Source organism: Telluria sp. LT2P34 (genome assembly GCF_059685915.1).
Map to the genome: position 1 here is coordinate 26143 of NZ_JCASIN010000011.1, position 14365 is coordinate 40507.

Below are 14365 nucleotides of genomic sequence, written 5' to 3' on the forward strand. Positions count from 1 at the left end.
TTTAAAAGTATTTTTTCAGGTCCATACCGGCGTACATCGAGGCAACCTCGGGATAGCCGTTGAACATGAGGGTGTCGCGCTTTTTCTTGAAGAAGCCGTCCTCCCCGATGCGGCGTTCGGTCGCCTGCGACCAGCGCGGGTGGTCGACCCGCGGATTCACGTTCGAATAAAAACCGTATTCCGACGGCGCCGACACGTTCCAGGCGGTGCGCGGCTGGCGGCTGGTTAGGCGGATGCGCACGATCGACTTGGCCGACTTGAAACCGTACTTCCAGGGCACCACCAGGCGCACCGGCGCCCCGTTCTGGTTCGGCAGCACCTGGCCGTACATGCCGACCGTCAGGAGCGCCAGCGGATGCATCGCTTCGTCGAGGCGCAGGCCTTCCACGTAGGGCCAGTCGAGCACGTCGGCGCGCAGGCCCGGCATCTGCTTCGGATCGGCCAGGGTGGTGAATTCGACAAATTTGGCGTTGCCGTTCGGTTCGACCTGCTTGAGCAGGTTCGACAGCGAGTAACCGACCCAGGGAATGACCATCGACCAGCCTTCCACGCAGCGCAGGCGGTAGACGCGCTCTTCCAGGGGCGCGACCTTGGTCAGGGTGTCGATATCGAAGCGCAGCGGCTTTTTCACTTCGCCGTCGACCAGCACCGTCCAGGGACGCGTCTTGAGAGTGTGCGCGTTCTCGGCCGGGTCGCTCTTATCCAGCCCGAACTCATAGAAATTGTTGTAGGTGCTCGCATCCTTGAAGGGGGTGCGGGGCTCGGTGGTGGACAAGCCAGGGTTGGCGCGCGCGGCGAGTTTCTGGGCCGCTGGCTGCTGGGCAAAAGCCTCGCGGTTCGCCATCTCCCACAGCGCACCGCCGACGACCGCGCCGGCGGCCATCTTCTGGATGAACTTGCGCCGCTCTTCGTAGACTTCGCGCGGCGTAATTTCGGAGGCGAGCGGCGGATTCGATCCGTCGCGGTTTGGTTTGATCAGCATCAGAGAACTCCAGGAGTGAAGTCCTACGATACACGATTTCGTCAAATTACCTTGCCGCTTATCGTCGTTCCCGCCTTAAGCCGCCCTTAACGGGCCGGGGCGACCCGCCATACCGTGTTGGCCAGGTCGTCCGCCACGATGAGTGCGCCGCGCGGATCGACCGTCACGCCCACCGGCCGGCCACGGGTTTTGCCTTCGCCGTCGCGAAAGCCGGTCACGAAGTCGACCGGTGCGCCCGACGGACGGCCGTTGGCGAAGGGTACGAAGATCACCTTGTAGCCCACCGGGTTGGCCCGGTTCCAGCTGCCGTGCTCGCCGACAAAAGCGCCCTGGGCAAACTGCGCGCCCATGGTCGGCCGGGAAAAGTCCAGGCCCAGCGCGGCAACGTGCGAGCCCAGGCTGTAATCGGGCTTGATGGAGGCGGCGACCTTTTTCGGGTCTTGCGGCATCACGCGATGATCGACGTTCTGGCCCCAGTAGCTGTAGGGCCAGCCATAGAAGCCGCCTTCGCGCACCGAGGTCAGGTAGTCGGGCACCAGGTCCGGGCCCAGTTCGTCACGCTCGTTCACGACCGACCACAACTGTCCGGTCTCGGGGTGCATCGCCAGGGCCGTTGGGTTGCGCAGGCCCGTTGCGAAGGGCTTGTAGGCGCCGCTCTGGACGTCGATCTGCCACACCAGGGCGCGGTCCACCTCGGCCTCCATGCCGCGCTCGGTGATGTTGCTGTTCGAGCCGATGCCGACATAGACGTGGCGCCCATCCGGGCTGATCGTCATTGCCTTGGTCCAGTGGTGATTGATCTCGGACGGCAGCTTGGCGATGCTTTTCGGCGCGCCGGCGGCTTTGGTCATGCCCGGCTGGTAGGCGAAGCTGACCAGTTCATCCTGGTTGGCGACGTACAGCGTGTTGTTGGCGAACGCCAGGCCATACGGGGCGTTCAGGTTTTCCGCAAACACGGTTTTCAGCTCGTAGACACCGTCGCCGTCGGCATCGCGCAGCAAGGTGAGGCGATTGCCGCCCTTGACCTTGGTATTGCCTTGCGCCTTGATGTAGCCCGCGATCACGTCCTTGGGTTTCAGCTTGGCCGCGTTGCCGCCCCGCCCTTCCGCCACCAGGATGTCGCCATTCGGCAGCACCAGCATCTGGCGTGGAATCTTCAGGTCGGTCGCGATCGCCGTGATGGTGTAACCCTGGGGGACGGTCGGCTTCTGGCTGCCCCACAACTCGGGCTCGGCGATCTTCATGCTTGGGAACAGGCCGCGTTCGGGCGCGGGCAGTTTGGGATCGGCCCCGTAGGCCTGGGTAGTGACTCCCTCGTTGGTACACGCGCCCAGCAGCAGCGCCGTGCCGATCAGTGTCAGCGAGTTCATGCGGTTCATCGTGCACCTCCCGAACGATGGTTCAGGCCAACCCAGGCCGCGGCCAGGGCCAGCAGGCTGACGATGATCGACAGCACCAGGCCGGAGGGCATGACGGCCCAGGCATCCTTGGCATGTTCGAATGCGTTGACGAGGCCGAGCACGAAGGTGGCCAGCAGCAACAGGAAATAGGTCAGCGGATGGCCCGACTTGCGTGGGGCACGGATCAGGTTGACCAGCGCAAACAGCAGGGCGAGGCCGCAGAAGAGCAAGCCGCCGACGATCAGCCAGGACGCAAAATTGCTCCACTGGATCTGATGCTGCCGGTAATAGGCGGCATCGCTGAGCATTGCGCCGATAAAGAGCGGGACGGTTCCGCCCAGCAGAATGGCGTGCAGCGGGCCGGGCGGGCTGCGATAAGCAGGATTGCCCGTAATGGAAGATGACATTGAAACGTCCTTGATGATGGTTGTGTTAATCGAATCATATCGATTTCATCAAGGACCTGTCGCAGGCCTGATTCCGGGAAGCTAGTTCCCGGTCAGGCAGCTGCTTACAATTCGCCGTAGGAGTGCAGGCCCGACAGGAACATGTTGACGCCGATGAAGGCGAACGTCGTCACCAGCAAGCCCACCACCGCCCACCAGGCCGCCACGCGTCCACGCAGGCCGTTGATCAGGCGCAGGTGCAGCCAGGCGGCGTAGTTCAGCCAGACGATCAGCGCCCAGGTTTCCTTCGGGTCCCAGGACCAGTAGCCGCCCCAGGCTTCGGCCGCCCACAGGGCGCCCAGGATGGTGGCGACCGTGAAGAAGGCGAAACCGACCGAAATCGACTTGTACATCAGGTCGTCCAGCACTTCCAGGCTCGGGATGCGGTCGGCTAGGATGCCGTGCGACTTCAGCAGGTAGGCGGTGGCGACCATGGCGGCCAGCGCAAAGGTGCCGTAGCCGATGAAATTGGCGGGCACGTGGATTTTCATCCACCAGCTTTGCAGGGCCGGCACCAGCGGCTGGATGGCGGCGGCATCGCGCGAGACCGTGTACCAGAGCAAAAAGGCGACGGCCGCCGCAATGATCAGGAGGACGAAAGCGCCCAGCTGGCGCGTCCGGTAATGCTGTTCGTAATACAGGTAGAACAGCGCCGTGATCAGCGCGAACAGGATGAACACTTCGTACAGGTTCGACACCGGGATGTGGCCGATGTCCGGCCCGATCAGGTAGGACTCGAACCAGCGCACCATCATGCCGGTAAAGCCGATCACCACGGCGGCCCAGCACATGCGCGAGCCGATGGCGCTGCCGGCATCCGAGCGGGCCAGCAGGCCGATCCAGTAGAACACGGTGGCGAACACGAACAGCGCGCTCATCCAGAGGATGGCCGACTGGCTCGACAGCATGTATTTCAGCAGGAACTTTTGCTCGGCCGCCGGGAGCGATCCGCCATACAGCGAAATGGCCCACAGCGACAGCAGGGCCACCAGCGGAATCAGCCAGCGTACCGGCTTCCAGTGCCAGCCGAGGGCGGCGAAGGTCGGCGCGGTCAGCAGCAGGATGACGCGCTCGTAGCCGTCCATATTGGCCGCATAGCGGTTCAGCGCGAACAGGGCCGCGCCCATCAGCGCTGCGGCGAACAGCCAGTCGATGGCGTTCAGGCGGCGGAAATAACCGGGCGTCTCTTTATAGGTGATGCCCGGCGTCGTGACGCCAGGGTTCGGTCGGGATGCTTCCATACTTGTCTCCATTACCTGATTTTTACGGCGTTTGCTCTCGGCAGCGACTGCCAAGCTTACGCCGTTTGCGGCAGCTTCGCTGCCAGCTCGGCGAACTCTTTTTCGAAGTCCAGTGTCTTGCGCTGGGTGCTCATCGCCATCAGCGCGTGGGCGCCGCCATCGGCGTCGCGTATCCACACCCACAGGCGCCGTTCACGGATATAAAACATCGCGAAGATGCCGGCCACCAGCAGCGTGCAGCCGAGGTAGACGATCTTCTTGCCCGGCGAGCGCGTCACCTGCAGCACCGAGGCCTTGACTTCGTTGAACTCTTCGAGCTGCAGGTAGACCGGGGCGCCGTAGAAGAAACTGTCCGACAGGGCATTGGTGGCCAGCTGCAGGAAGCGTGCGTGGGTGTCGCTGCCCTCGACCGGCGCCTCGCCGTCGCGCGCGCGCGCGGCTTGCCACAGTTCCAGCAGGACGCCGTTGAGCATCTTGATGAAGACGCTGGCCGCCTTTTCCTGCTCGGCCGCGGGAATGCGTTCCAGGAAGCGGGCCACCGCGACGAAACCGCCCGGGGTGCCGTCGCCGGCGAACATGCCGATCGTGCGTTCCGCAGACTCGCGCAATTGCTCGCTGAAACCGGGCTGGGCGGCCTGGCCGGGAGACACGGCGCGGGCGGCGTAGCGGCGCGCCGCCTCCGCGCGCAGGGCCGGATCGGCCAGCGCCGCGCGCAGGCGCATCCATTCGCGCACGCCGTACTTGTCGTCGGCGGGAATGCGCAGGAAGCGGAAGCCCTCGTTCGGGTTGTCGCGCACGCCGGCCAGGTACACCTGGGCGCCGTCGAGCGTGACCGGCTGCATGTAGTTCATGAATTCGCGCGCCTGGCCGGTCTGGTCGCGCAGCTTGTATTGCACGCTCGGTCCGACGTTTTTCAAGTCCTTGGTGGCGTCGGCCTTCGCGGCCGAGCCGGAGGCCTTGCCGAGCGTGGCGGCGAACTGCTCGTTCAGCGACTGTCCCTTGGTCACCGCGCGCGGGTCGTTGACGGCGGTATTTTCGACGTTGAACGGACGGAAACCGGTCCATTCGACCGCGAAGCTGGTGCCTCCCGCCTTCAGTTCGGTGGCGCCATTGACTTCGCCCGCGATCTGGAAAGCGTCATCGATCTTGCCCGCCATCGGGAAGCCGGTGAGTTTCAGCTTGGTGCCGCCGTCTTCAAAGCTCGACTGGTAGACGGCCACGCCCTTGTAGATCAGCGGCTCGTTGACCTTGATCGTGGCCGGGAAGGTTTTGCCCTCCGCGCGGTCGTGCACCAGGACGTCGCTGGCGAACAGCTTGGGCATGCCGGTCGAGTAGAAATCGATGTGGAATTTTTTCAGTTCGATCGCGAACGGCAGTTCCTGCAGCAGCGAGCCGCCGCCTTGGGCGATGGTGGCGGTCTGCCCGGTCTGTCCTTCGGCCAGCAGGATATTGCCGCGGTAGGTCGGATTCGACACGCCCAGCCGGTGCTGGCTCGGCACGTCGGCGATCAGGCCGGCGCCGTGGTAGGGGGTTTTGCCGAGGAACCATTGTTGAGCGCGGATGGGCAGTTCCGAATCGAGCATGCCGCCCAGCAGGATCACGATGATGGCCGTGTGCGCGAAGATATAGCCGAACTTGTTGCCCGCGCCCTGCTTCGCCGCCACCAGGATGCTGCCTTCCTTCTCGACGATCTTGACCTTGTAGCCGGCGTGGCCGAGGCGCAGCGCGGTCTGCTGCGCCAGTGCCGTGCGCGCCAGCGGCGCCGTCCATTCGCTTTTATGGTGGAAATTGCGCAGGGATTCTTCGCGCACGTTGTCGCGCCAGCTGCGCATGTCGCGCACCATTTTCGGCGCGTTGCGGATCACACACAGGCTGGTCGACACGATCAGGGTCAGCAGGATGGCGAGGAACCACCAGCTCGTATAGACGTTGTAGACGCCGAATGCGCGGAAGACTTCATACCAGAAGGGGCCGAACTGGTTGACGTAGTTCGGCATGATGCTGTTCTGCGTGACGACCGTACCGATGATGGCGGCCGTCGACAGCAGCACCAGCAGGCTGATGGCAAAGCGCATCGACGACACCAGCTCGACAGCTTCGGCCAGCCAGCGGCGGCGCGTGTTCAATTCAATTCCGGTAGTGCTCATTTCTTGGGGCAACTTCCTCGTGCGGCGGGTGGAGACCGCAAGCTTGCAGCAAAAAGGGCGCCAGCTCGCGCTGCCGCCCTTTTCTCACTGATGACTCAAATCCTTAGCGGAGGCCGGCGATGTAGTCTGCCACTGCCTTCATTTCGGCGTCCGACATGCGCTGGGCCAGCACCGTCATTTGCGCACTGTTGTTGCGCGCGCCGGTGCGGAAGGCCACCAGCTGCGCCACAGTATAGTCCTGCTGCTGGCCGGCGAGGCGCGGATACTGGATCGGCATGCCGCCGCCGTTGGCGCCGTGGCAGCTGGCGCAGGCTGCAACGCCCTTGTCGGCGATGCCGCCGCGGTAGATCTTGCGGCCCAGTTCGACCGTATCCTTGTTCTTCGCGGCGCCCGGCTTGGCCCTCTGCATCGCGAGGTAGGCGGCGACGTTGCGCTTTTCCTCGTCGGTGAGCATCTTGGAATACGTGGTCATGATCGGATTCACACGCTGCGGCGTGGTGAAGTCGACCAGTTGCTTGTGGGTGTAGGCTTCGATCTGGTTCGACAGCTTGGGGTTCGCCGCGATGGTCGAGTTGCCGTTGGCGCCGTGGCACGACAGGCAGGCCGGCAGGCCGCGTGCGGTATCGCCGCTGTCGTACAGGGTGGCGCCCTTGGCAGGGTCGGGTTTGGCTGCACGGGCTACTTCTGCCGCGCCGGCCGCATTCACAAACGCGCCGAACCCCAGGCTTGCAACCAATAACGATTTCACGAAGACCGCGCTAGCGGACGGTACAGACACACGATTCATTCGAGCACCCTGAAAAGTCGACAACAAATTATTGTAAATACAGCAGCTTACCGGCGTCAAAGACCACACGCCTACATTCGAGAACCCCTTATTGTACAATAGCTTTGTTTCTCTATTGCTTCATTTCATTGCATTTCTCACCTCTCTCCCATGTCCAAACTCTGGCAAGCCCGCTTCTTCACGACCGTCAACCAACTGCGCGATCTCCCCGACACCGATGTGCCCGAGATTGCCTTTGCCGGCCGTTCCAACGCGGGCAAGTCGACCGCGATCAATATCCTGACCAACCAGAAGGGCCTGGCGTTCGCCTCGAAGACCCCTGGCCGCACCCAGCACATCAATTACTTCTCGATCGGCGGCGCCCACGTCGGCCAGCACCGCAAGGACCCGACCATCGTCGATGAAATCCGCTGCATGCTGGTCGACTTGCCGGGTTACGGCTACGCCGAAGTGTCGGGCACCGCGAAACTGCACTGGCAAAAGCTGCTGGGCGACTATGTGCAGCGCCGCGAGCAATTGGCCGCGCTGGTGCTGATCATGGATTCGCGCCGCCCGTTCACCGACCTCGACGTGCAGATGCTCGAATGGTTCGCCCCGACCGGCAAACCAATCCACTGCATCCTGACCAAGGCCGACAAGCTGAACCGCAACGAGCAGGCCAACGTGCTGCGTGAAGCCAAGGGCGTGCTGGAAAGCTATGTCGACGAGGACGGCGAAGGCTTCCCGTTCACGGTGCAGCTGTTCTCGGCCCTGAAGCGCATTGGCCTCGAGGAAGCCGACGCCAAGATCCAGGAGCTGGTCGGACTCGACCGCGAAATCGAATACGAGGACGAGGCGGGTGACGATGCCGTCGAAGACGACGCTGCCGATGCAGAAGCCAAGCCCGACGATTCCATCTGAAGAAAGTGCCTCGATGAGCTCGATTACCTCCGCCATGTACCCTGCCGCCCGCCCGCGCCGCATGCGCCGCGACCCGTTTTCGCGCGCCCTGATGCGCGAAAACACTGTCACCGCATCGGACCTGATCTACCCGGTCTTCATCCTCGACGGCGAGAACCAGCGCCAGCAGGTGGCCTCGATGCCGGGCGTGGAACGGATGTCGGTCGACGTGCTCATTGGCGTGGCCGAGGAGTGCGTGGCGCTGGGCATTCCGGTGATGGCGCTGTTCCCGGTGATCGACGCTTCCCTGAAGACCTATGACGGCGTGGAGGCGACCAATCCCGACGGCCTGGTGCCGCGCGCAGTGAAGGCGCTGAAAAGCCGCTTCCCGCAGCTGGGCCTGCTCACCGACATCGCGCTCGACCCGTACACGACGCACGGCCAGGATGGCCTGCCCGACGAGACCGGCTATATCGTCAACGACAAGACCATCGAGATGCTGGTGCGCCAGGCGCTGACCCATGCCGAAGCCGGCGTCGACATCGTCGCGCCCTCGGACATGATGGACGGGCGCATCGGCGTGATCCGCAATGCTCTGGAAGCGGGCGGCTTTGTCCACACGCGCATCATGGCCTACTCGGCCAAATATGCTTCCAGCTTCTATGGCCCCTTCCGCGACGCCGTCGGCTCCAGTGCCAATCTCGGCAAGGCCGACAAGAACACCTACCAGATGGACCCGGCCAACAGCGACGAAGCGCTGCGCGAAGTGGCGCTCGATATCGGCGAAGGCGCCGACATGGTGATGGTCAAGCCCGGTATGCCCTACCTGGACGTGGTGCGCCGCGTGAAAGACGAATTCAAGGTGCCGACCTTCGCTTACCAGGTCAGCGGCGAATACGCGATGATCAAGGCCGCCGCCCAGAACGGCTGGCTGGACCACGACAAGGTGATGATGGAAGCGATGATGGCCTTCAAACGGGCCGGCGCCGATGGGGTGCTGACTTATTTTGCGCTGGATATTGCACGCAAGCTGAAGGCGGGCGGGTAAGGCTTAGCGCTGCGTTGGACATAAAAAACCGTGCCAAAGCACGGTTTTTTTACGCATGTGAATTTATCGGACCGGCGGCCGGTACTCCGGGAACATTTCCTTCATCAAAAACGCTTGCAACTCCGCCGTATCCTGTACCCGCGCGCTCATCTTCACGACGCGGCCCATGCGATCCGATTCCCAGTCGAAGTCGCCCTTCTTTTCGCGGCGGATCAGTTCGATCATCTTCTTGACCACGGCCGTCTCGACATCCGGTTCGCTGCCCTGCTCCACCGTCACCGCTGTCAGCCAGCGGCGCTTGAAGTTCGGGTTCCAGCCGCGGAATTTCAGGTCCATGCTGTGGAAGGTCTTGTTCGAGATCGAAAAGACGCCGCCGCTTTCGTTGGCATCGTCGCGGCCACGGTTATTGATGGCGGCGATGTTGGCCAGCGCGTTGCGGCTGCCGCGTGCGGCTTCGCTTTCCTCGGTGGTCGTGCTGGGGTCGGTCGCGCCACGGGCCTGGCGCCGCTTGGCGAGGTATTCCGACATGTCCATCTCGGGCGTGATTTCCTCGCGCTTTTCCGGTATGGGGGTCGGTTCCGCCTTGGCGACTTCGACCGGCTTTTCCTCGGGGATGGTGATGGTGTCGGGCAGGCGCTCGACGCGCTGGCGCGGCGGCGGCGTTTTGCTGGGCTCGGTAGGTTTGCGCACTGCCGATTTTTGCGGCGGCGGGGGCGCTGGCTTGGCGAGCGGGGCAACGTAGACGATTTCCTCGCCGGCCGGGGCCGAGGCCTTTTTCTCGGGCCGGTCCGGCTCGTAGAAATACAGGCCGACCAGCAGCAGGTGCAACGCTATCGTGACGGCCAGGCCGGTACGGCTGGCGCGCCGCTCGCCATACTGCGGCACGATGCGATCGGGCAGGGTTTGCCCGCAATGCGCGCAGACATCGCTCTCGATCGTGCAGGTATGGGGGGCGTCACGCAAGTTCAATAGCACTTCCTGAGAAACAGAACCAAGTCGGCGAAGGGCGGCCAGTGCGGAAGTCTACCCGGTTTGGGTGCTTCCCGCACGGCCTGCCCTGCCCTAGCTTACAGTCCTGCCAACTTGACAGTTGTTACAACTTGTATCAGGCGGCGCGCGATGGATGGTGCTTCACCGGCGCGTGCTGCTCGGGCGCGCTGTGAGCGGTCTCGGCCGCGGCCACGTCGTCGTCCGTCATCGGCCCGGTGCCGCTGTACTTGTCGAGGTAGAGATAAATCACCGGCGTGATGTAGAGCGTGATCACCTGCGAGAAGATCAGGCCGCCCACCACGGCCAGGCCCAGCGGCTGGCGCAGCTCGGCGCCGGCGCCGATGCCGAGCGCGATCGGCAGCGCGCCCATCATCGCCGCCAGGGTCGTCATCAGGATCGGGCGGAAGCGCAGGATGCAGGCCTCGCGGATCGCTTCCTCGGGCTTCATGCCGGCGTTCCTCTGGGCGTCGAGCGCGAAGTCGATCATCATGATCGCGTTCTTCTTCACGATACCGATCAGCATCAGGATGCCGATCATCGCGATCAGGGTCAGGTCCATGTCGAACAGCCACAAGGTCAGGAGCGCTCCTACCGCCGCCGACGGCAGGCCGGCGAGGATGGTCAGCGGGTGAATATAACTCTCGTAGAGCACGCCGAGCAGCACGTAGATGACCAGGATGGCGGTGATGATCAGGATCAGCTGGCTCGACTGGGTATCCTGGAACACCGCCGCGTCGCCGCCGTACTGGGTGATGACCGAAGCGGGCAGCTTCATGTCGCGGCCCATCTCGGTGATCGCTTCGGTGGCGTCGCCCAGCGGCACGTCCGGCGCCAGGTTGAACGACAGGGTAATTGCCTGGAGTTGCCCCTGGTGGTTGATGGCGATCGGGCCCACCGTGCGGCGTACGCTGGCAAAGCTCGACAGCTTGACCAGCTCGCCGGATTTGGCGCGCACCGAGACCTTGGCCAGCGCATCGTCGTAATAGCGGTCGGCTTCGGCCGCTTCGAGGATCACGTAATAGCTGGCCGCGCTCGAATAGATGGTCGAGACCTGGCGCTCGCCAAAGGCGGCGTACAGCACGGTGCGCACGGCGGCCATGTCGACGCCGAGCAGGGCCGCCTTGTCGCGGTCGATGTCGAGGGTGGCCTGCAAACCGCGGTTCTGCGAGTCGCTGGTGACGTCGCGGAAAATCGGGTTGGCGCGCATGCGCTCGAGGAACTGGTCGGCCCAGCCGCCGATTTCTCCGCCCGAGACGCTCTGCAGCGTGTACTGGTAACGGCTCTTGCTCTGGCGGCCGCCCAGCTGCAGGTTCTGCACCGGCGACATGTACACCTGCACGCCGGCGATGTTGCGCGTGGCCTTGCGCAATTCGTCCAGCACCGCCGGCATGGCCGGGCGTTCCGAACGCGGCACCAGCACCAGGAACATGCGGCCGGTATTGCCGCCGCCGGTGAACGAGGTGACGTCCTGCACGTGTTTGTTGGTCTGGATGGCGTCCACCACCTTGCCTTGCAGTTCCATCAGCTTGGCCGACGACGTGTCTTCGGCCGCCTCGACGGTGATGCGCAGCTGGCCCAGGTCTTCCTCGGGGAAGAAGCCCTTAGGCATGGTCGAATACAGGATGACGGTCAGCACCAGGGTGCCCACGGCCAACATCAGCACCAGGAAGCGGTGCCGCAGCGCACGGTCGAGCGAACGCTCGTAGCCGTTGCGCACGCTCATGAACATGGCTTCGAAGCGGCGGCCGATCCAGGACATTTCATGCGGCTCGATGTGGCCGCCGCCCTTGATCAGGCGCGAGCACAGCATCGGCACCAGGGTCAGCGAGACCACCGCCGACACCAGCACCGCCAGGCCGACCACGACCGCGAATTCACGGAACAGCAGGCCGATCACGCCCGGCATGAAGAAGATCGGGATGAACACGGCCACCAGCGAAATCGAGATCGAAATGATGGTAAAACCCATCTCACGCGAGCCGACCAGGGCTGCATGGAAGGGTTTTTTCCCCATTTCCATGTGGCGCACGATATTTTCCAGCACCACGATGGCATCGTCGACCACCAGGCCGACCGCCAGCGTAATGCCGAGCAGGGAGATATTGTCGAGGCTATAGCCGAAGGCGTAGAGCAAGGAGAGCGCGCCCAGCAGCGAAATCGGCACGGTAACGGCCGGAATCAGGGTGGCGGTCAAGCGGTGCAGGAACAGGAAGATCACCAGGATGACGAGGATGACGGTGCCGGCCAGGGTCAGGTTGACGTCGTGGATGGCTTCGCGGATCGAGATCGAGCGGTCGTTGACCAGGTGGATCTTGATCGAGGCAGGCAATTGCTGCTCGAATTTCGGCATCAGCGCGCGCACCGAGTCGACCACCTGCACCGTGTTCGCGTTCGGCTGGCGCTGCACCATCAGCACGATCGAGCGCTCGCCGTTCAGGCTGCCCGCCGCTTTTACGGACTGGTAACTGTCTTCGACGTTCGCCACGTCCTGCAGGCGTACCGGCAAGCCGTCGCGGGTGGCGACGATCAGCTTGGCGAAATCAGCGGCGCGCATCAGCTGGCCGCCGCCCTGGATGGTCAGTGTCTGGGCCGGACCGTCGAGCACGCCCAGGGGCGCGTTCGAGTTGGCGGCGCGCAGGGAGGCGGCCAACTCGTCCATCGAAATGTTACGTGCGTTCATCAGGTCGGAGCGGGCGCGCACGCGCACCGCAAAGCGCTTGCCGCCATTCACCGTGACCTGGGCGATGCCCGGCAGGGTCGAGATCGCGGGCGAGACCATGTTCTCGGCGTAATCGTTGAGCTCCGACAGGTTCATCGACGGCGAGGTCATGTGCATGAACAGGATCGGCGAGTCGGCCGGATTGACCTTGCGGTAGGACGGCAGGTCCGTCATTTCCTGCGGCAACTGGCGCTGCGCGGCCAGCAGCGCCGCCTGCACGTCCACGGCAGCCTTGTCGACGTCAATCTCGTTGGCGAATTCCAGAGTCAGGTTGGTATTGCCCTGGGTACTGGTCGAGGTGATCAGCTTGATGCCGGCGATGGTGGAAAACTGCTTTTCCAGGGGCAAGGCGACCGAGGACGCCATGGTTTCCGGGCTGGCCCCGGGCAAGTTGGCGCCGACGTTGATGACCGGGGTGTTATAGCTGGGGAGCGCCGCGACCGGGATATGCATGTAAGCCAGCACGCCGACCAGCACCAGGCTGATCGACAGCAGCACCACCATCACGGGGCGGCGGATACACAGTTCGGACAAATTCATGCGGCTTTATCCTTTCCTGCAGGCGCCGGCGCGCCTTGTGGCTTGGCGCCTGCGAGACGGACCTTGCCGCCCGGACGCAGGTTCTGCTTGCCTTCGGTAATCACCCGCTCGGTGCCGGTCAGGCCGGTGACCGCCGCGTTCAGGCCGAATCCGTGCTGGCGTTCGATCGGCACCATGCGCGCAGTGCCGCCGGCGTCGACGACGTAGACGAAGGTGCCCTGTGCGTTGATGATAATCGCATTTTGCGGGATCACGACGGCGTCCTTGAGCGTGCGCACGGTCACGCGGGTGTTCACGTATTGTCCTGGCCACAGCAAACCGTCGCCGTTGCCGAATTGCGCCTTGACGCGGATGGTGCCGCTGGTGGCGTCGACGGTGTTGTCGACAAACGACAGTTCGCCCGTGATCGGCTTGGCATCGGCCACGCCGGTGCTCGCTTCGACGCTGACCTTGCCCGCCCTTTGCGCCGCCAGCAGCGAGCCGAGGCTCGATTCCGGCAGCGTGAAGGCGACGTCGATCGGGTCGAGCTGGGTGACGGTGGTCAATGAGGTGGCCGGCTGCACCAGCGAACCCGGATAGACATTGATGGCGCCGACGCGGCCGGCCATCGGCGCGCGGATCGACGAATAGCTGGCGCTGACCTGGCTGGCGCGCACCGCGGCCGCGTTGGCGGCCAGGGCGGCGCGCGCGCCTTCGACCTGGCTGCGCAGCGTGTCGACGGCGCTCTGGGCGAGAAATTTCTGTGCAACCAGTTCCTGGCTGCGTTTGTACTGGCGCTCGAGGTCGGCCAGGGTGGCGCGGCCGCGCTGGACTTCGGCCTGGGCCTGGGCCACGCTGGCCTGGTCGCTGCGGTCGTCGAGCGAGAACATCAACTGGCCGGCTTTGACGAACTGGCCTTCCTTGATGTGCACCTGGCGGATCGTGCTGGTCGTCTGCGAACGCAAGTCGACCGTGCGCTGCGGCGTGACGGTGCCGTTGGCCGCGACGTCGACACCGACGTCCTGGCGCTGCGGCGCGACCACATTGACGGTGGTCGGCGGCATGCCGCCCTTGCCCCCGGGTCCGCCCTTCCCGCCCTCGCCCTCGGCCTGGGCGCCCCGGTTCATGTACCAGACGCCTGCCCCGGCGACGGCGACGACAACGGCGATAGTTGCTAGCGTATTCTTTTTCATCCAAGTCCCTTACC

General features: G+C 64.0%; 11 protein-coding genes. 2 read left to right on the plus strand and 9 right to left on the minus strand.

The window, feature by feature from the left end:
• Position 1: 1 nt before the first annotated feature.
• From msrP to AC56KZ_RS19780, 6 genes are all read right to left on the minus strand, one after another.
• The gene (msrP, locus tag AC56KZ_RS19755; RefSeq protein ID WP_497163892.1) at positions 2–982 is read right to left on the minus strand and encodes a protein-methionine-sulfoxide reductase catalytic subunit MsrP; all 981 of its coding nucleotides are present in this window, start codon (positions 980–982) and stop codon (positions 2–4) included.
• An 86-nt stretch (positions 983–1068) separates the two neighbouring features.
• Positions 1069–2361 carry a PQQ-dependent sugar dehydrogenase gene (locus tag AC56KZ_RS19760; RefSeq protein WP_497163893.1) on the minus strand — a complete coding sequence of 431 codons (1293 nt, stop codon included), beginning with the start codon at positions 2359–2361 and terminating at the stop codon, positions 1069–1071.
• Positions 2358–2789, minus strand: a complete 432-nt coding sequence (locus tag AC56KZ_RS19765) for a DUF2231 domain-containing protein (RefSeq protein ID WP_497163894.1) — start codon at positions 2787–2789, stop codon at positions 2358–2360. Before AC56KZ_RS19765 ends, AC56KZ_RS19760 begins: the two co-directional genes overlap by 4 nt.
• A gap of 104 nt (positions 2790–2893) precedes the next feature.
• Positions 2894–4069, minus strand: a complete 1176-nt coding sequence (gene ccsB, locus AC56KZ_RS19770) for a c-type cytochrome biogenesis protein CcsB (protein ID WP_497163895.1) — start codon at positions 4067–4069, stop codon at positions 2894–2896.
• Between the two features lie 56 nt (positions 4070–4125).
• Entirely contained in the window at positions 4126–6216 is a 2091-nt protein-coding gene (locus AC56KZ_RS19775) for a cytochrome c biogenesis protein ResB (protein WP_497163896.1), read from the minus strand.
• A gap of 103 nt (positions 6217–6319) precedes the next feature.
• Positions 6320–7003, minus strand: a complete 684-nt coding sequence (locus tag AC56KZ_RS19780) for a c-type cytochrome (RefSeq protein WP_497163897.1) — start codon at positions 7001–7003, stop codon at positions 6320–6322.
• Between the two features lie 150 nt (positions 7004–7153).
• On the opposite strand from AC56KZ_RS19780, the gene yihA reads away from it, so the two are divergent.
• Entirely contained in the window at positions 7154–7903 is a 750-nt protein-coding gene (gene yihA, locus AC56KZ_RS19785) for a ribosome biogenesis GTP-binding protein YihA/YsxC (RefSeq protein WP_497163898.1), read from the plus strand.
• Between the two features lie 13 nt (positions 7904–7916).
• Entirely contained in the window at positions 7917–8930 is a 1014-nt protein-coding gene (gene hemB / locus AC56KZ_RS19790) for a porphobilinogen synthase (RefSeq protein ID WP_497163899.1), read from the plus strand.
• 63 nt (positions 8931–8993) lie between these two features.
• Here the strand turns inward: hemB and AC56KZ_RS19795 are convergent, their stop codons facing one another.
• The 3 genes from AC56KZ_RS19795 to AC56KZ_RS19805 all read right to left on the minus strand — a co-directional run bounded on the left by AC56KZ_RS19795 (position 8994) and on the right by AC56KZ_RS19805 (position 14351).
• Positions 8994–9899 carry a hypothetical protein gene (locus AC56KZ_RS19795; protein WP_497163900.1) on the minus strand — a complete coding sequence of 302 codons (906 nt, stop codon included), beginning with the start codon at positions 9897–9899 and terminating at the stop codon, positions 8994–8996.
• A 136-nt stretch (positions 9900–10035) separates the two neighbouring features.
• Positions 10036–13179, minus strand: a complete 3144-nt coding sequence (locus AC56KZ_RS19800; protein WP_497163901.1) for an efflux RND transporter permease subunit — start codon at positions 13177–13179, stop codon at positions 10036–10038.
• Positions 13176–14351, minus strand: a complete 1176-nt coding sequence (locus AC56KZ_RS19805; protein ID WP_497163902.1) for an efflux RND transporter periplasmic adaptor subunit — start codon at positions 14349–14351, stop codon at positions 13176–13178. Before AC56KZ_RS19805 ends, AC56KZ_RS19800 begins: the two co-directional genes overlap by 4 nt.
• Positions 14352–14365 lie beyond the last annotated feature (14 nt).